We start from the raw sequence: 17,143 nt of genomic DNA, 5'->3' as shown, positions 1-17,143 counted from the left end.
AGAGCGGTCAATGTGGGCCAGCGTCGTGCTCCAGGCCGTGCATGACATCCAGGGCACCAGCCGAGATCGCGATTACGCAAACCAGTCAGATCATTATCGCTCACTGGCGATCCGCTGGGCTCGCTCCTCTGATTTTGAGACTTGCTGCTACGCCGCCGGGGTAGAGCCGACGCGGCTCAAGGCAGCGCTTGACCGGATCATTGCGAACCTACCAGCGGCGCCACGTATCCCGACGCAGGTTAAAGACCATCGGCGGCCAAAGGAGAAAGGCTTGACGAAAAGGGATATTCAGCGCCTCCAAACCCGAAAACGGGTGGCTGACCTTCTCGCGGAAGGGATGAATGGAAAGGACATATCCGCGCGCCTCGGAATGTCTGATAGCAACATTTACAGGCACATCTCCGCCATCCGCGCTTCCACCCGATCGAGCATGACGGAGCCCGCAGAATGACCGACGACATGATCACGATGGGGAACGCGAAGCTTGAGCGCCGCTTGGCGGCGGGAGCTAAGTGAGAGAAATGACTGCGATAGGAGGCGCGCTATGCGTCCTTTTTTCAGCTACTACGGATCAAAATGGACGGGCAGTCGTCACTACGGCGCTCCCCGGCATGATCTTGTAATCGAACCATTCGCAGGGTCTGCCGGATATTCAACAAGGTGGGCCTGCCGCAATGTACGGCTTTATGACGTTTCACAGGATATTTACGATCTGTGGTCTTGGCTTATCGGTTGCTCGGCTGATGACTTAACTAAAATCCCGGACTCTTTCGAGGGTTTTTCTGAAGTCATGTCTCTTTCTCGGGGACCTCAGCTTCTTGTCCGATTCTGGGTCTCAAAGGGTCGTGTGGAGGCGTCTAAAAAACTATCGCCGTGGTATTTCCAATATAGAAATGCTGAGGATTGCAGGGTTTGGGGGGCTAGCGTGAAAAGAAGAATTATTCGGCAGAAGCCCATTTTGGATCGGTGGAGTATCGAGAAAAAGCCGTGGTGGGAAATAGATGTAGAGCCAGCGCATTGGCACATTGACCCTCCATATAATAACTCGGCAGGGTCTAAATACCCGTGCTCGGATTTGGATTATGCGGCATTGGCGGAGTGGTGCCGTAATCTTCCCGGAGAGGTTGATGTTTGCGAAAATGTCGGCGCTGATTGGCTTCCGTTTTCCCCATTATACGAAGTTGTCACAAGTCGTGGGCGTCCCAGCGGAGCTGTCTCTCGCGAGGCAGTTTGGAGGAAAGTAGCATGACCGACGACATGATCACGATAGGAAACGCCATGCTTGACCGCCGCTTGGCGCAGGCCCGGCAGGAAGGCGCGGAGCGGATGCGGGAGCTGGCGGCAATGACAGCGGAATTCGCCGCGAACACATGCGATGAGGAAGTCCGGGACCTCATCGGAAATCTGGCCGACTTTATTCGGTGGATCCCATCTCAGCACAGCAAGGGGGGAGAATGATGGTCCCGGGGGTTTTTGTTTTCGGATCCAACCGCGCCGGACGTCACGGCTACGGTACGCCGCTATATGCGTTTCGGCACTATGGAGCGATGGACGGACAGGGGGAGGGGAGGCAGGGAGACAGCTACGCTATCCCGATCCATGATGAGCGGATGAAAACCTTGCCTATCCCAGAAATAGAGGATTCCTTTCGGCGCTTTTCCGCATATGCTGCGTCGCAGCATCATGAAGTTTTCCTTCTAACGACAGTCGGGTGTGGTGTCGGGTGCCATAATCCTGCGGACATCTGGGCAATTCTCCAGCGCGTGGACCTGCCGCACAATGTCGTCCTGCTGTCGTCTTGGGCTGCAAATTACAAGATCGTACCCGACCCTCAGCACAGCAAGGAGGGCGCATGATGGGCACGATCAAGGAGCGGGACGTTGTGTTCTGTAGCTTCTGCGGCAAAGATCAGCATGAGGTAGAGTGCATTGTCGTCGGTCCAGAGCCGCGTGGCATCACAGCCATATGCAACGAGTGCATCGAGATTGCCATGCACACCGTCATCAGTGTGCGGATCAAGGCGCGGGGCAATAGCCTGCCGGATCGCAAGGAGGGCGAGTAATGGCTGAACCACTGACCCTCGCGCAGCGGCTCAAGGTCCACAGCATGATTGATGGACCTAAAATTATCGAGATGACTCAGGAGGAGGCCGGGGAGTTTTTCCGGCTTCTGGATGACTGGGAAAAGGCAAGGAGGGTTATTGAAGCCGGAAATGTGATGCTTATCGCCATGGCGAATTTTGAGCAGTCAGTTAAGCGGCGTGACGAATACCGCGACAATATAATGGTCCGAGTCTGTCAGATTTGCATCGGGCTGACCTCTTTTGCATGGCTGATGGCGCTCAGATGACCAGCAAATATCAACGTGAGCGCGACCGCAAGCGCCGCGAGCACCAGCGCGAGAAACAAGCCAAGCGCCGCGCCGACAACCAGGCAGACCGCTATCAGGTCAGGCACCCGGCAATCATAGACGACGACACCGAGGAGGCCATCCATGGCGAGAGGTAGGCCCCGCAAGAAGGTCAAGCGCACAGCGTCCGGACAACCGTCTCGCAGCGCGGAGGCCAGAGCAGACGCTACGAGGGTCGCCTTTGAGGAAGGCCCCATGCAGGTAGCGCTTAGGGCGCGGCGACGCCATGCCGTGAAATTCAAGGAGCCAGCCAATGACGAAGGCGCTTCGAAATGGAGAACGAGGGACGCAAGGCCCGTAAGCAAGGACGAGATGGTCGCAGCAAAGCTACAGCACCGAGGCAGCGTCATCGGCCGCCTATGGGCAGATGGCAGGATTACAGACCAGCAACTCTCAGCAGGGTCAGACTACTGCGAGAGATACATCCGCTACGCCGCGCTACACGGCCTGCCAGCGCCAACCCCTCAGGCGATCAGCTACGGGGAGGTGAGGGGAGGATCGCGCCCCGAGCGGCTGCGCGCAGCCATGGAGGCAAAGAGGCAGCATGAGGCGGATCAGAACATCCTCCGCAAGTGCTCGGCAGGCGTAGCATGGGCGATCAAGAGGGCATGTGTATTGGACGATGCGGCCCCGGTGCACATGATCTGCGAAGGACTACAAGCTCTTGTGTCATCTGGGCGTTGACAGGATAGACGAGTGCATGTAATTTGATAATCGCGAGGGGGTGCGACCATAGGTCCGCCCCCTTTTCTTATTCCCGCTCCGGCCCCTTTCACGGCCACCCCGTCAGCCGCATGAGCCTGTCCTGCCCGCAAGGGTCAACACGTTGCCGGAGACGGTCAGCATAGGGTTGGCAGCCCTTGGCCGATGATTTAGCGTGAAGGTAGGACGACGGGAATATCAGCGGTGGCCGGCTAGGTAGCAGGAGGGTATCTGCGATGGCGAGGCTCACCATCCTCAAGCCGAAGGTCGCCAAGCTGGCCCCCATGATGCGCGCTGCTCCTCCTCGGGTCAGTGCAGACACTGGGGCTGACTGGTCATCCCTCTACGACCTGCAGGCGTGGAGGAGAAAGCCAGACGGTCTGCGTTGGCGAACCCTTGTCCGTGATAGCTTCATCTGCCGCATGTGTGGGCGACTGGAGACAGACACCAGCAAGCTGCACGCCGACCACAAGACGCCACACCGCGGGGACATGGCCCTGTTCTTGGACCCAGACAACGTTTGGTGCCTATGTGAGACCTGCCACAACCGGGACAAGCAGGCGATCGAGAAGGGTGGGAAGCTCCGTCGCCCCCGCCGAGTGGGGCTGGATGGATACCCGGTGTGAGGATCAGGTAATGGGATACGTCCCCCGCTTGCCGGTTGCGCCATGCCCCGGCTGTGGATCAGCCCCAGAAGTCGCAATCTGCGGCATCATCAGGCTCAGGAGCCGCCTCGGGTGTAGGTGCGGCGTCTCGGGTCAATGGAGGGACTTGGACCACGAGGGCGCCAACCCATGGAACGCCGCGATCAGCGGATGGGAGATGGTCGCTGGCAGGTTCTCCTGCGGGCGGGCGCCACCACTCCCGAAGTGAGCCGGGGGGGGGTGGTCAAGGCCGCGAATCCGGATGCCCCTGACAACCCGCGCCCCACTCATTCGCAGATTAAACCCGGCAGTTTGATTTCGCCTGTCGGTAATCAAACCCGTAATCAAACAATCAAAGGCATCAAAATGGCCCGTGGTGGATACCGTGCGGGGGCGGGGCGTCCGAAGAAGGAAGCCGGGAAGCCCCCTGCAATGATGAACGACGCAGCGGCCCACAAACCGCGCAAATCTCTCGGTGGGATGACGCCTCTCGAATACATGCTTGACGTGATGAACGACGATGAGGCCGATCCATCCCGGCGCGACCGGATGGCAATGGCCGCGGCACCCTTCGTTCACGTGCGGGCGTCCGACATTGCCCCCGGCAAGAAGGAGCAAAAACAGGCGGCGGCTGAAAAGGCGGCTGGCAAGTTCTCTCCGCGTGGTGGTCCGCGTCTGGCGGTCAATAACGACTGATGGACTGGTCGACGGCCTGCCCGGATTGGGAACGGAGGATCGTTGCAAGCGAGAGCCTGATTCCGGCGCCGCTGTTCCCCGGCGAAGCTGACTATGCGCTGAGCGTGTTCATGGCACTCCGGGTGGCCGATATGCCGGGCAAGCCAACCTTCGGAGAGGTCTGCGAGCAGTGGGTGTTCGACTTCGTGGCGGCCATCTTCGGGGCAAATGATCCGGAGACGGGCAAGCAGATGATTTCCGAGTTCCTGCTGGCGATATCGAAGAAGAACAGCAAGTCCACGTTGGCGGCGGGCATCATGCTCACGGCGCTGATCGTTGGTTGGCGTGAGGAAGAGGAACTGCTGATCCTGGCGCCGACGATCGAGGTGGCGGGAAACAGCTACAAGCCTGCGGCAGCGATGGTGAGGGCGGACCCGGAATTAGAAGCCCTGATGCACGTTCAGGACCACGTTCGGACGATCACGCACCGGGTTACGAAAGCATCGCTCAAGGTCGTGGCGGCAGATACGGACACGGTTTCGGGGAAGAAGTCGGGCCGCATTCTGATCGATGAACTTTGGGTGTTTGGAAAGCGGCCAAACGCGGATGCCATGCTGAGGGAGGCGACGGGCGGTCTGGTTTCTCGGCCCGAGGGGTTCATCATCTACCTGACGACGCAGAGCGACGCGCCGCCTGCCGGGGTATTCAAAGACAAGCTGGACTATGCCCGTGACGTGCGGGACGGGAAGATCGAGGATAACCGCTTCCTGCCGGTGATCTATGAATTCCCGCAGGCGATGATCGACGCCGGGGATTACCTCAAGCCGGAGAATTTCTACGTCACCAACCCCAACATGGGCCGGTCCGTATCGCGGGAGTGGCTTGAGCGGGAGATGGGTAAGGAGCTGGCAAAGGGCGCGGAGACGCGGGCCACGTTCTTAGCCAAGCATCTGAATATTGAGATCGGCATGAACCTCCGGGCCAATCGCTGGCCGGGGGCTGATTACTGGTCGCGGCGCGGGTCCAAGATGACGCTGGACGATCTTCTGGATCGTTCAGAGGTCGTCGTGATCGGGATTGACGGCGGCGGTCTTGATGACCTGTTCGGCCTGTCCGTCTTGGGCCGGGAGAAGGGATCGCGAGACTGGCTGTCATGGAGCCATGCGTGGTGTCACCGCGGCGTGCTCACCCTTCGGAAGTCCATCGCGACCAAGCTTGAGGGGTTCGAAGCTGACGGCGACCTTACCACGTTGGGGACGAGCTGGAGGACATCTCCGAGATTGTTGGCGTAGTGGGCGAGGTGAAGGAGCGCGGCATTCTTGCCTCGGTGTCAGTTGACCCGGCGGGGCTTGGCGAACTGATCGAGGCACTTGCCGAAATCGGGGTGACGCAAGAGGAAGGTCTGCTGATCGGGTCGCCGCAGGGCTACGCGATGATGAACGCGATCAAGACGGCAGAACGGAAGCTGGCAAACGGCACGCTGAAACACGATGCATCAGCGCTGATGGCGTGGTGTGTCGGAAATATCAAGATAGAGCCGACCGCCACAGCTATCCGGGCGACGAAGCAGAATGCCGGGGATGCGAAGATCGATCCGGCCATGGCGCTGTTCAACGCGGTGACAGTGATGGTCCGCAACCCGGAAGCGAAGCGGGCGCCGGAATATCGCATGGTATTTGTCTAAGGGAGGTCCTCATGGACCGGATGTATTCCACCATCGCCATCAAGGCGGTGGACGAAGATGCGCGCATCATCACCGGCATTGCCAGCACGCCGACGCCTGACCGGGCGGACGATGTGGTTATTCCGGAGGGGGCGACGTTCAAGCTGCCCATCCCGCTGCTTTATCAGCACGACCACTCTCAGCCTATCGGGCATGTGGTCAAGGCGAAGGTCACGAAATCCGGGATCGAGATCGAGGCGTCCATAGCCAAGGGCTTGTCGGACGTCGATGCCATCTGGTCGAAGATCAAGGCTGGTCTGGTTCGCGGGCTGTCCATCGGTTTCCGTGGGATCGAGGCGGAGGAAATTCCGCGATCCTGGGGCCGCAAGTTCACGAAATGGGAGTGGCTGGAGCTTTCTGCCGTGGTCGTCCCGGCGAACGCGGAAGCCACGATCCTGACCGTCAAGCAATTCGCCGGGGCCTCGTCTGGCCAGACCGGCAATATCGCGCCCTCCGTCGAGGGGCACCCCAAAACTGTGTCTTTGGTGCCCAAGGAGGGCAAAACCATGAAAACCTATGCCGAGCAAATTGCTGCTCTTGAGGCCAAGCGCCAGGCCAACACCGCGCGCATGGAAGAAGTGATGTCGAAGTCGATGACGGAGGGGCGCTCCACGGACGCCTCCGAACAGGAGGAATTCGACACGCTGGAATCCGAGATCGGCCAGATCGACGGAGACCTGAAACGCCTTCGCTCCATGGAGCGGCTGGCCGTTTCCAAGGCCGTTGCTGTCGAGGGCGGGAAGTCGATCGAGACCGGTTCCAACGTCCGTGGTGGGCTTGCTCCCGTGACGGTGAAGGCTCCCAAGCTCGATGCCGGTATCGGCTTCGCCCGGCTGGCGAAGATCAAGGCGATCTCGAAGCTGGACGGCGAAAGCCCCCGCCACATCGCGAAGATGCTCTACGGCGAGGATTCCGCGGAATACGGGATGCTGGTCAAGGCTGCGGTTCCCGCCGGGACGACCACCGGCGCGACGTGGGCTGGTCCTCTGGTGGGAGAACAAGGGAGCGCATTCGCCGACTTCCTGGAATATCTTCGTCCACAGACCATCCTCGGTCGTTTCGGTGCGGCTGGCGTCCCATCGCTCCGTCGCGTCCCGTTCCGCGTCCCCCTGATTGGTCAGACCTCCGGCGGTGCGGGGTACTGGGTCGGGCAGGGCAAGGCGAAGCCCCTGACCAAGTTCGACTTCGAGCGTCGCGTGCTGGACCCGACCAAGGTTGCCAACATTGCGGTGGTAACGGAAGAGGTTCTCCGTGACTCCAGCCCTGCGGCGGAGGCCATCGTGCGGGATTCTCTCGCGGCGGCGTTGCGCGAGCGGCTGGACATCGACTTCGTGGATCCGGCCAAGGCGGCTGTGGCGAACGTCTCTCCTCAGTCGATCACCAACGGCGCTACGGCTATCCCGTCGAACGGCACCACGGCTGATGATGTGCGGGCCGACTTCCAAGCCCTCATGGGCGCCTTCATCGCGGCGAACAATGCGCCTACCACCGGCGTCTGGATCATGTCTGCTACCCGCGCTCTATCGCTGTCGCTGATGCGGTCGCCGCTAGGGGCGCCGGAGTTCCCCGACATCACTATGACGGGCGGCACGCTGTTCGGCATGCCGGTGATCGTGTCGGAATACGTGGATGCCGACATCGTAATCCTCGCGAATGCCAGCGACATCTATCTCGCGGACGACGGCGGCATTGCGGTGGACATGAGCCGCGAAGCTTCGCTTCAGATGGACGACGCACCTACCATGGCATCGGACGTTCCCACGGCGACCTCGGTCGTGTCCATGTTCCAGACCAACAGCGTGGCTTTCCGCGCTGAGCGCACCATCAACTGGGCGCGTCGTCGCACGTCGTCTGTGGCCTATCTCACGGGCGTTGCGTGGGGCGCCCCCGTCGAGCCGTAAGGCAAGACAGTCGGCCGGGCGGGTGACTGCCCGGCCTTCCCCTCCAGAAGGTGGCCCGATGAAAAATCTGATCACGACCAAGCCTCTGCGATACGCGAACAAGTCGATGGCGTCGGGTGTCGCGTTCACTGCTTCGGCGCGTGACGCAGATGTTCTCGTGCGGCTCGGCAGCGCCCGTTACTTGACGAAGGAAGTCATCGCCGACGAACTGCCGCAGCTCCGTGCCGAATATCTCGCCGTTATCGGCAAGAAGCCGTTCTACGGGTGGGATGCTGACACCCTCAAGGCCAAGATCGCAGAGGCGAAGTGATGCGTTTGTTCGGGCTGACCATCACGCGGAAGTCTCTTTCGCCTGTCACGGATAACCGTGGGTGGTTTCCGCTGATCCGCGAGCCGTTTACGGGAGGATGGCAACAGAATGCCGAGGTGAAGGTCGATACGGTTCTGTCGAATCCGACGATCTTTGCCTGCATGACTCTGATCGCGGGCGATATCAGCAAGCTTCGGATCAAGCTCATGGAATACGCTACGTCTGGGGTATGGCAGGAGACGCGCAATAACGCATATTCTCCCGTGCTTCGAAAGCCGAACCGCTACCAGACGCGCGGGCAGTTCGTTGAAAGCTGGATCCTGTCCAAGCTGTCTCGCGGCAATACCTTCGTCCTGAAGCAGCGAGACAATCGCGGTGTGGTCACGGCGCTCTACGTGCTGGACCCTAACCGGGTTAAGCCGCTCGTGTCTGACGACGGCTCGGTCTATTACGAATTGCAGCCGGACACGCTTACAGCCTCGGTCGAGGCGATCACGGTTCCGGCGTCCGAGGTCATTCACGACCGATACAATTGCCTGTTTCACCCTCTGGTGGGACTATCGCCGATCTTCGCGGCCGGTCTGGCGGCGATGCAAGGCTACCAGATAGCCAACGGCTCCACGCTATTCTTTCGGAACAGGTCGATGCCGAGTGGCATCCTGATTGCCCCCGGTCCGATCAGCGACGCGACGGCGACCCGGCTCAAGTCGCACTGGGAGACGGATTACACCGGCAGCGGGGCGGGCAAGATAGCTGTTGTCGGGGATGGACTGAAATTCGAGCCGCTGGGGATGACCGCGGTCGATGCGCAACTTGTGGATCAGTTGAAGTGGTCTGACGAGGTTATCGCACGCACGTTCCACATCCCTCCCTACAAGATCGGTCTGGAGCAGACGCCGGTCGCGTCCAACGTCCAGGCGCTGAACGTCGAATACTATTCCCGTGCGCTGCAAAAGCTGATCGAGGACGCCGAGGCGTGCCTTGACGAAGGGCTGTCTCTGGACGGCGTGAGTATGGGCGTGGAGTTCGACACGGACGGGTTGCTGCGCATGGACAGCGTGGCGCAGATGGAAGTGATCGAGCGGAGCAAGAACGTGCTGACGCTGGACGAACGCCGGAAGCGGCTTGATGCTCCTCCGATCACAGGTGGCGATACGGTCTACATGCAGGAGCAGGATCACAGCATCGCCGCAATCAACGCACGGGACCAGATGCTGATCGATCAGTCGGAGGCGCAACCTTTCGCCCTGCCGGCCCCCGAGGCGCCAGCAGACGAGGATCCAGAATTGCCGGACGAGGCAGGAAAGGCGCTCTGGGAGGCGGAGTTCAGAAAGGCAGTGGGAGGTTAGATCTCACGGAGGCGAGCAAGCATTTCCCTGTAGGTCGCAATCAGATGGTCGGCCTCCGCAGTCTGAGAGGCTGAGCATCCAAGAGAGGCGATGTAAGAATGCAGGTGCTCTGCCGCCTTCAACCGCTGTTCTGCTTCGGATCGCAGGTTGACCGGCTTTGCTCTGCCGCGGTCGACCTTGGCCACGAGTTCGTTCTGCCGCTCGCGCTCTTTCATCAACAGGGACGGGACTTTCAGGAGACGTTCGGCGTCGCGGTCTTTCTGGTAGGTGGTGGCGGTCAGCGGGAGACCTAGGATGAACCTCTGGCACTCATTGAGCGCATCGCTCTGTGAATAGTAATGGTTTGAGTAGAACGGGTCATGTCGGTCCATGTCTTCGTCATTCAGGTTCACCCGAGTAACCACGAACTTCCAAAATGTTCGGCGTCCTTGGTCGGCGAACACAGTCGCCCTTATGCGCTTGCGCTGGCTGTTTTGCCCGAGGAACGTTGGGTTCCCACTCTCACTGATCTGCCAACCATCCGGTAGATCGGGAGGGCCATAGCCCTCCTGCAAATGTCGGTCCATTGCACCACGCTCTTTCAGCCAAGCCCGCGTCACAAAAATGATGGCGATGATCGAAGCGACGACAAGCCAGCCCACGCGCAAAGCCCCTGATTCCAATGCGTCCATGGTCAGGGGGCGGAGGGCAGGGAGTCAAGCGAGGAGGCCTGTCTACTCAGCGTCCTCTGGAGGGGTTAGGTGGGACCGAAGTTCGTTGATTCGTGTACGCAAATCATCAACGCCGTGTTGCGCTGCCGACCTTACCAAGGGAGACACCTTTGGGTCGGCGAGCACATTTATCAGATCCTCTAATTGGGACATTAGGCGCCAAATGAAGCACTCCGAAATAAAGGCCATGGCAGAGGGTGTTGCGCCGGTTGTGCGCGATCTGCTGGATAAGGCCACGGCGCCGCTTCTGGCCCGCATCGAAGCACTAGAGGCGGCTATGGCTGAGCGTCCTGCCCCTATCGACGGCAGGGACGGAGCAGACGGTCGAGATGGTGCGAGCGTGACGCTTGACGATGTGATGCCCGCGCTCTCGGCTCAGGTGAAGGCATATCTGGATGCCGTCCCGGTGCCGAAAGACGGCAAGGATGGCGCCGACGGAAAGGACGGGGCCAGCGTGACCGTCGATGACGTTCTGCCGGACATCGAAAAGCGAGTTGATGATTTTCTCTCGGCCATCCCGGCACCGAAGAACGGGCGCGACGGCGCGGACGGCGTTCCGGGCAGGGACGGAGCCGACGGCAAGGACGGCGAACGCGGCGAAAAAGGTGCGGATGGGGCCGGGGTGGCTGATCTCCTGATCGACCGCGACGGGGCGCTGATTGCCACGATGACGGATGGCCGCGTCAAGTCTCTCGGACCGGTCATCGGGCGTGATGGGGTTGACGGGAAGGACGGCGCGGCAGGCATCGACGGGAAAGACGGCGCTGACGGGTTCGGGTTTGATGATGTGGACTTCGTGTACGACGACACGGGCCGCGCAATCGCTCAATTCCAGCGCGGCGATGTGGTCAAGTCCATCGCGCTGCCCGGCTTTGTGGATCGAGGCATCTTCCGCGACGGAGAAAAGTATGTCCGCGGCGATGCGACGACATTCGGCGGAAATCTGTGGCTGGCTCAGGAACCTACGACCGAGAAGCCCGGTGACGGCAAGGGCTGGCGGTTGGCGGTGAAGAAAGGCCGAGACGGAAAGGACGGAGAGATGAAGGCTCCCCGCGAAACCAAACCCCTTCAGGTGCGGTAATGGCTGATCTGGTCACGGTGGACGAGGCGAAAGCCCTCCTGCAAATCCTGCACAACGAGGACGACGCGTCGATCGGACTGCTGGTTTCGGCGGTGTCGGATCGCCTCTTGGAATACGTGAAGGCGACCGAGACGCCCGATCCCATCCCCCCGGAGATGAAGGTCGCGGCGATCTTCTGGGTGGGGCTGCTCTACAAGACCCCGGATAGCGACCCGGACGGGCTGATGCCGGACAACTATCCACCCGCAGCGGTTCGGGCGATGATTTATCCCCGCAGGACGCCGACACTGGCATGAGCGGGGGATATTATCACATCGCGCTGGACAAGCCGACGAAGACGGATGACGGGCACGGCGGTGTAGAGGTCGGCTGGGAAGAGGTCACGGAAGCCCGCGCCCATATCCGCTATCTGCGTGGCGGGGAGGAAGTGCAGGCTGGGCGTCTGCAAGGCATCCTCACGGTGGTTGCAACGGTCTACAGCACCTCAGCGACGCGGCAGGCCAAGGCGTCCTGGCGGATGCGCGACGTTCGCAGCGGGGAGGTCTACAACATCCGGTCCGTGATGCCGACCGAGGACCGCAGGCAACTGGAAATCACGGCACAATCCGGGGTGGCGGTATGACGAGCGTCGCGTTGCAGGATGTCATTCTGGATGCGCTCAAGGCGGATGCGGCGGTAACGGCGCTGGTTGGCGAACGGGCGTGGGATCAGGCGCCGGATGGCGCCGATTATCCTCACATCACGATTGGGCCGTCCAGCTTCTTCCCCGATGACTATGACTGCATCACAGGGCGCGTGGAGACGGTGCAGGTTGATGTCTGGTCGCGGGACCAAGGGCGGAAATGGCCATGCAAGCAGATCGTGGATGCGGTCAAGCGGGCATTACACGACAAGCAGGGGGACATGGGTGTCGATGCCTTGGTGAACATGGAAGTGGCCCTCTGCCAGATCATGGACGACCCTGACGGCATCACCACGCATGGGGTGGTGCAGGTCGAAGCACTGATCGAGGAAAACGATGGTTGATGGGCTGGAAAAACTCCGCGCTCGGTTCCGTGCTCTCCCGCGTGCGGTGCAGGAGGCCGCCACGCAGACGCTTGAGCAGAACGCGAACGAGATCGTGGCCATGATGAAGCGCCTCGTGCCGAAGGATAGCGGCAGGCTGGCGGCGTCAATCGGCTGGACGTGGGGCGATGCGCCCGAAGGAACCTTGGCCGTTGGCACGGTGGCTAAAAGCTCTGACAGCAAGTTGCGGATTACGATCTACGCTGGCGGGAAAACTGCCGGAGGGGACGCCTTCTACGCCCGCTTCCAAGAGTTCGGCACGGAGAACATGCTTGCCAGTCCATTCTTTTATCCCTCTATCCGTGCCAATCGCACCAAGGGCCGCGCCCGCCTGAGTCGGAATGTCCGTAAGGCAGCAGAAAAGGCGTTCAATGGCTGACTGGCAGACGCGGGCGCTGTTTCTGCGCGAATTTCATTGGCGTCGCCCGAAGGCAAGCATTGGGTTCGGGGCAAAGGCAAAACCCACCCCTCAGAGCTTTCCGCGTGATTTCATAGCAGCCGCCATCAGGGCGGGCGCGGCAATCCCGGTCCGCAAGGGCTGACTTCCTTACAATCCAACTCAACGGCCCGCTTCGGCGGCCCTTTTGCCATGGAGACCTGAAATGGCTGCCCCTATCACTGAGTTCTTTCATCAGCTTGTGTTGGAGATCGAGACCGAGACCCCCGGAACCTACGCGAAAATCTGCGGGCTGAAAGACATCACCGTCAGCCGCGCAACGCAGGTCGACACGTCGGAAGTCCCTGCGGACTGCGACGACGAGAGCCTGCCTTATTCGACGGAGCGGTCAGTTCGCGCGCTCAATGTCACGGTGTCCGCGTCGGATGCCACATGGGCGCAGCAGTCGCACGAGCTCCTGATGGACTGGTATTATTCTGGCGCCACCAAGAACGTTCGCGTCGGCAACCTCAACGCCGCCGTCGGTGACACCGAATATGAAAGCGGTCCGGCATACCTGACCCAGCTCGACCACACGCGGACGAAGGGACCGAAGGTCTCGGCATCCATCGCGTTCGAATTCGACGGCACCCCGACGCGGACGGCGAAAGCGGCCCCCTGATGAAAATTACCCTGACATGGCCGGGCGGCGAGCATGATTTCGCGCTCCCCATCGGTCGCCTACGCGCAGTCCAGGATGCCTGCGACGCGGGGCCGATGGAAATTCTAGGGGCTCTCCGCACCGGTCGGTGGCGGGTCGACATGCCGCTTTCGGTCCTACGACATGGGCTGATCGGGGCGGGGATGGATGAGGGCGCGGCGCGATCCCTTATGCAGCGTCTGACGGATGCACATCCACTTGCTGAGTTCATCGTGCCCGCCAGTCTCGTAATCGCCGCCGCGGTCATGGGGGTGGCCGATGACCCCGTGGGGGAGCAGACGGGGGCGATGAGCCCCCTGGAAAGTGGAAGTTCAGTACCTTCTACAAAGGCGGCGCCAAAGCGGGCTTCACGCCGCGCGAAGTCGACGCAATGAGCCTTTGGGAATTCGCCTGCTGCATGGAGGGCATGGTCGAGTTCCACGGCGGCAAGAAAGCATCTGGCACATCGTCATGGACCGACGAGGAGGCGCGCGAGATGGGTATTGTGGGGTTCTAGATGGCCGAAAACGCGCTTACCTTCCGGGTCGAGGCAAACATTCTGGCGCTCGAAAAGTCCCTCGCCCGCATGGAGGCTCAGGTTACAAGACGCGCTAATCAAGTCGAGAAGCGTTTTGCCAACATGAACAAGGGGGTCTCAGAATCAATCGCCAAGTCAGGCGAAGCCATTGCGAAGACTGCGGCAGGATCGGCGGATGTGTTCGGGGCCGAACTTGAGCGGCTCAAGACCAAATTCGACCCGATCTACGCTGCATCGCAGGCATATGCCAAGGAGCTGGGAGAGCTCGACAAGGCGCATCGCATGGGTGCCATATCTGCAGCGCAGTATGAAGCGGCTTTGGAAAAGATGAACCGGGCCTATGGCGCCGGGGCGTCCTCGGGCAGCGGTCGTGCTGGCGCGGCTGCCATGGCGGCCGAAATGGATACTCTCCGTCAGAAATTCGACCCCCTCTACGCGGCATCCAAGCGATATGAGGCAGAGCTGGACGTGCTCAATCGTGCTCAGCAGATGGGCGCGATTTCAGCGCGGCAATACGAGACGGCACTGGAGACTCTGAACAAGGAATACGCCAGCTTCGCAGTGGCAGGGAACAAGGCGACAGGCGTCGTCGGCAAGCTGAGCAATGTCACCGGCCAGCAACGTTTTATCATCCAGAACACCGCAGCTCAGTTCGGTGACATGGCCGTCCAGCTCGGCGCCGGCACAAGCATCCTGCAAGTCATGGGGCAGCAGCTCCCGCAGGTTCTGGGCCCGCTTGGCACATTTGGTGCGCTAGCCGGTGTTGCTGCAGCCGTGATCTTTCCCCTCCTCAATGCCATGGGCCTCTTTGGGGATGAATCGGCGGATGTCGCCAAGCGGCTGAAGGAGGTTAACACCGCCATCAGTGATCTCCGGTCCATCACTTCGCAGTATGCAGACGGCGATCTCACCAAGCTGCGGGATAAGTACGGCGAAGTAACAGAGCAGCTATGGCAGATGGTCGAAGCGCAGCGCACACTGGCGAGGATCGACGCGCGCCAGGCGCTGGACACCGCAATCGGCGGCATCACCGAAGTCAGTCAGCCCGGAATGATCGACAGCCTCCGCGGCTACGCGGCCAGCGAGACGGGTCAACTGCGGTTTCTCCGCGATGAGCTGAGCCTGACAGATGAGCAGGCCCGGCAGTTGTATGACGCCCTGAACGCGCTCGGCACCGCGGCGGGGCCGCAAGAGCAGCTGACCGCATTTGAGCAACTGCGGGCGTTGGCCGCCGACATGTTGTTGTCACAGGAGGACTTGAGTGCGGAGCAGCTGACCCTGCTCAAGAATATCGTGGCGGGGGAGGATGCGACGCGTCAGCTTGTGGCAGCCACGGCAGAGATTGCGCCGGGCATCACCACGGCAGCGGATGAGGCCAACCGGCTCGCATCGAACCTTCTCGATGCCATGTCGCTGCGCAACCGGCTTGCGCAAGAGAACACCGGCGGTGGTCGAGGCGAGATCAACCCGTGGAATTACCGCGAGCCTGACCCGAACGTTTTCACGATGGACGATGTATCGAGCTGGGAACGAGAGCAGGCCGAGGCGCGTCGAAAAGCGGAGAGCGAGGCCCGGAAAGCAGCCCGGAAAGCGCAGACAGAGTCAGAGAAAGATGCCAAGCGCGCCGCGAAGGAAATGGCCCGCGACGCAGAACAGGTCTTCAACTCCACCCGTACAGCGGCGGAGCAATATGCGCTGGAGATGGACAAGCTCAACGTCCTACTCAAGGCGGGAGCGATCAGCCAGGATACCTACAATCGTGCGGCACAATCCCTGGGGGATGAGTTCACGCAGGCCGGACATTTCGCATCGGCGGTCTCCGATGAGCTTCGCAGCAGTTTCAGCGGGCTTTTCGACGGCATCGTCAGCGGAAGCCAGAACGCCGGAGAAGCAATTTCCGATCTCGCACGTCGTCTCGCCGCCATGGCGGCTCAGGAAGCGACGTTCCGCCTTTTGGGCAGCCTGATGCCGAACGTCTTCGGATCGAGTGGATTCGTCCCTCTCGTCCGCGCGGCAGGGGGCGGGTACATCTCAGGACCCGGAAGCGCTACCAGTGACAGCGTGCCCGCAATGCTGTCCGATGGAGAGTTTGTCGTGCGGGCGAGCGCGACCCGGCAAAATAGGGCGCTCCTGGAGGCCATCAACAGCGGTGGGCTGCGCGGCTTTGCTTCCGGCGGCTACGTCGGCCCGTCCAGCATGTCCTATCCGTCGCGTCAGGGGGGCGGGAATATCCAGATCGTCAATCAGACGACCGGTCGCGTGGATCGAGTCGATCAGGAAACAACCCGCAGCGCGAATGGGCGCGAGACGACCAAGCTCGTCATGCAGGAGGTCAATCGCGGTATTTCCAGCGGCATGGCCGACAAGAGTTTGCGCCAGCGCAACGGCCTCAGAACATCGGTGACCAAGCGATGAACATCCAGCAATGGCCCTTCGAAGTGCCCGACTGCATCATGCCGCTGTCGGTCGAGGGCGGGTTGCAGGACAACCGTGTCAGCTTCGAGCCGGAGGTTGGCCCGCCTGTCGAACGTCCGCGGTCCAGTTGGGCGCCGGAGGTCTACTCGCTCGACATGCGGCTGATGACGGTGGCGCAGTTCGTGGCATTCGAGACGTGGTATCGGACCACTCTCCGGTATGGTGTCTTGCCGTTCGAGTTTTCACATCCCATCACGCGGAAACGGTCGGCGTGGAAGATCGTCAAGGGGAGCCCGCCGTATCAGGTGAGCAAGCAGCGCCGGGCTGCCCCCGATACCCGGTGCATCGCACTCTCTTTCAGCATCATGTCTTTCCCGGCGGATGTCCCAGACGGGTATCTGCTGCAGGAGAATGGCGATTACGTGCTGCAGGAAAACGGCGATCGCATCATCGTGCAGGAGGGGGTCCCATTCGATGGCGGATCGTGACATTCCCGCGGCGACACGCGCGTCGCTGGAGGACGCATCCTCCCCGGATGCGCTGCT

Annotated in this window: 24 protein-coding genes; 23 read left to right on the top strand and 1 reads right to left on the bottom strand. The window is 61.0% G+C overall.

The annotated features are described in order from the left end of the window. The first annotated feature begins 10 nt into the window (after nt 1-10). The 13 genes from CG51_RS11245 (at nt 11) to CG51_RS11190 (ending at nt 9,713) form a co-directional block, all read left to right on the top strand. A complete protein-coding gene (locus CG51_RS11245; protein ID WP_035745039.1) occupies nt 11-451 on the top strand; it encodes a helix-turn-helix domain-containing protein in 441 nt (146 codons plus the stop codon). Nucleotides 452-1,245: 794 nt separating this feature from the next. After that, the gene (locus tag CG51_RS11240; RefSeq protein ID WP_035745036.1) at nt 1,246-1,458 is read left to right on the top strand and encodes a hypothetical protein; all 213 of its coding nucleotides are present in this window, start codon (nt 1,246-1,248) and stop codon (nt 1,456-1,458) included. Then, nucleotides 1,455-1,856: an A1S_2505 family phage non-structural protein gene (locus CG51_RS21125; RefSeq protein WP_035745034.1), complete on the top strand. Its 402-nt coding sequence runs from the start codon at nt 1,455-1,457 to the stop codon at nt 1,854-1,856. Before CG51_RS11240 ends, CG51_RS21125 begins: the two co-directional genes overlap by 4 nt. Further along, entirely contained in the window at nt 1,853-2,062 is a 210-nt protein-coding gene (locus CG51_RS11230; protein WP_035745031.1) for a ClpX C4-type zinc finger protein, read from the top strand. The genes CG51_RS21125 and CG51_RS11230 overlap by 4 nt, the downstream gene beginning before the upstream one ends. Beyond that, on the top strand, nt 2,062-2,349 hold the full coding sequence (locus tag CG51_RS11225) for a hypothetical protein (protein ID WP_035745029.1): 288 nt from the start codon (nt 2,062-2,064) through the stop codon (nt 2,347-2,349). The genes CG51_RS11230 and CG51_RS11225 overlap by 1 nt, the downstream gene beginning before the upstream one ends. Continuing rightward, nucleotides 2,346-2,507: a hypothetical protein gene (locus tag CG51_RS20070; RefSeq protein WP_156961342.1), complete on the top strand. Its 162-nt coding sequence runs from the start codon at nt 2,346-2,348 to the stop codon at nt 2,505-2,507. The genes CG51_RS11225 and CG51_RS20070 overlap by 4 nt, the downstream gene beginning before the upstream one ends. 840 nt (nt 2,508-3,347) lie before the next feature. Continuing rightward, nucleotides 3,348-3,737 (top strand): HNH endonuclease, encoded by a 390-nt coding sequence (locus tag CG51_RS21050; RefSeq protein ID WP_051930457.1) that lies wholly within the window; start codon nt 3,348-3,350, stop codon nt 3,735-3,737. Nucleotides 3,738-3,905: 168 nt separating this feature from the next. After that, complete coding sequence (locus tag CG51_RS20065; protein WP_143412864.1) at nt 3,906-4,451, top strand: hypothetical protein; 546 nt, start codon at nt 3,906-3,908, stop codon at nt 4,449-4,451. Next, nucleotides 4,451-5,722: a terminase large subunit gene (locus CG51_RS11205; protein WP_198947693.1), complete on the top strand. Its 1,272-nt coding sequence runs from the start codon at nt 4,451-4,453 to the stop codon at nt 5,720-5,722. Before CG51_RS20065 ends, CG51_RS11205 begins: the two co-directional genes overlap by 1 nt. After that, the gene (locus CG51_RS20545) at nt 5,722-6,114 is read left to right on the top strand and encodes a terminase TerL endonuclease subunit (protein ID WP_198947692.1); all 393 of its coding nucleotides are present in this window, start codon (nt 5,722-5,724) and stop codon (nt 6,112-6,114) included. Before CG51_RS11205 ends, CG51_RS20545 begins: the two co-directional genes overlap by 1 nt. Before the next feature lie 11 nt (nt 6,115-6,125). After that, nucleotides 6,126-8,054 (top strand): phage major capsid protein, encoded by a 1,929-nt coding sequence (locus tag CG51_RS11200; RefSeq protein ID WP_035745026.1) that lies wholly within the window; start codon nt 6,126-6,128, stop codon nt 8,052-8,054. A 58-nt stretch (nt 8,055-8,112) separates the two neighbouring features. Beyond that, nucleotides 8,113-8,364, top strand: coding sequence for a hypothetical protein (locus tag CG51_RS11195; protein WP_051930453.1), 252 nt, complete (start codon nt 8,113-8,115; stop codon nt 8,362-8,364). Then, entirely contained in the window at nt 8,364-9,713 is a 1,350-nt protein-coding gene (locus tag CG51_RS11190) for a phage portal protein (RefSeq protein WP_035745024.1), read from the top strand. Before CG51_RS11195 ends, CG51_RS11190 begins: the two co-directional genes overlap by 1 nt. On the opposite strand, the gene CG51_RS11185 is transcribed toward CG51_RS11190, so the two are convergent. After that, nucleotides 9,710-10,354: a hypothetical protein gene (locus CG51_RS11185; protein WP_143413020.1), complete on the bottom strand. Its 645-nt coding sequence runs from the start codon at nt 10,352-10,354 to the stop codon at nt 9,710-9,712. The two genes, CG51_RS11190 and CG51_RS11185, sit on opposite strands and share 4 nt — an antisense overlap. Nucleotides 10,355-10,586: 232 nt before the next feature. Between CG51_RS11185 and CG51_RS11180 the strand changes: the two genes are divergently transcribed. The 10 genes from CG51_RS11180 (at nt 10,587) to CG51_RS11140 (ending at nt 17,086) form a co-directional block, all read left to right on the top strand. Beyond that, complete coding sequence (locus tag CG51_RS11180) at nt 10,587-11,504, top strand: collagen-like domain-containing protein (RefSeq protein ID WP_143412866.1); 918 nt, start codon at nt 10,587-10,589, stop codon at nt 11,502-11,504. After that, the gene (locus CG51_RS11175) at nt 11,504-11,800 is read left to right on the top strand and encodes a head-tail connector protein (RefSeq protein ID WP_035745020.1); all 297 of its coding nucleotides are present in this window, start codon (nt 11,504-11,506) and stop codon (nt 11,798-11,800) included. Before CG51_RS11180 ends, CG51_RS11175 begins: the two co-directional genes overlap by 1 nt. After that, complete coding sequence (locus CG51_RS11170) at nt 11,797-12,126, top strand: phage head closure protein (RefSeq protein WP_035745017.1); 330 nt, start codon at nt 11,797-11,799, stop codon at nt 12,124-12,126. Before CG51_RS11175 ends, CG51_RS11170 begins: the two co-directional genes overlap by 4 nt. Continuing rightward, nucleotides 12,123-12,530 (top strand): DUF3168 domain-containing protein, encoded by a 408-nt coding sequence (locus tag CG51_RS11165; RefSeq protein WP_051930449.1) that lies wholly within the window; start codon nt 12,123-12,125, stop codon nt 12,528-12,530. The genes CG51_RS11170 and CG51_RS11165 overlap by 4 nt, the downstream gene beginning before the upstream one ends. Further along, nucleotides 12,523-12,948 (top strand): HK97-gp10 family putative phage morphogenesis protein, encoded by a 426-nt coding sequence (locus tag CG51_RS11160; protein WP_035745014.1) that lies wholly within the window; start codon nt 12,523-12,525, stop codon nt 12,946-12,948. The genes CG51_RS11165 and CG51_RS11160 overlap by 8 nt, the downstream gene beginning before the upstream one ends. Before the next feature lie 223 nt (nt 12,949-13,171). Next, nucleotides 13,172-13,627 (top strand): phage tail tube protein, encoded by a 456-nt coding sequence (locus tag CG51_RS11155; protein ID WP_035745012.1) that lies wholly within the window; start codon nt 13,172-13,174, stop codon nt 13,625-13,627. Beyond that, the gene (locus CG51_RS19170; RefSeq protein ID WP_051930447.1) at nt 13,627-14,040 is read left to right on the top strand and encodes a gene transfer agent family protein; all 414 of its coding nucleotides are present in this window, start codon (nt 13,627-13,629) and stop codon (nt 14,038-14,040) included. Before CG51_RS11155 ends, CG51_RS19170 begins: the two co-directional genes overlap by 1 nt. Further along, complete coding sequence (locus CG51_RS20945) at nt 14,037-14,162, top strand: hypothetical protein (protein WP_269845378.1); 126 nt, start codon at nt 14,037-14,039, stop codon at nt 14,160-14,162. Before CG51_RS19170 ends, CG51_RS20945 begins: the two co-directional genes overlap by 4 nt. Then, nucleotides 14,163-16,598: a hypothetical protein gene (locus tag CG51_RS11145; RefSeq protein WP_035745010.1), complete on the top strand. Its 2,436-nt coding sequence runs from the start codon at nt 14,163-14,165 to the stop codon at nt 16,596-16,598. After that, complete coding sequence (locus CG51_RS11140; RefSeq protein ID WP_035745008.1) at nt 16,595-17,086, top strand: hypothetical protein; 492 nt, start codon at nt 16,595-16,597, stop codon at nt 17,084-17,086. Before CG51_RS11145 ends, CG51_RS11140 begins: the two co-directional genes overlap by 4 nt. Nucleotides 17,087-17,143: the final 57 nt, after the last annotated feature.

The organism is Haematobacter missouriensis (genome assembly GCF_000740775.1).
GTDB lineage: Bacteria > Pseudomonadota > Alphaproteobacteria > Rhodobacterales > Rhodobacteraceae > Haematobacter > Haematobacter missouriensis.
This window is presented reverse-complemented; position numbering and strand designations above follow the sequence as displayed.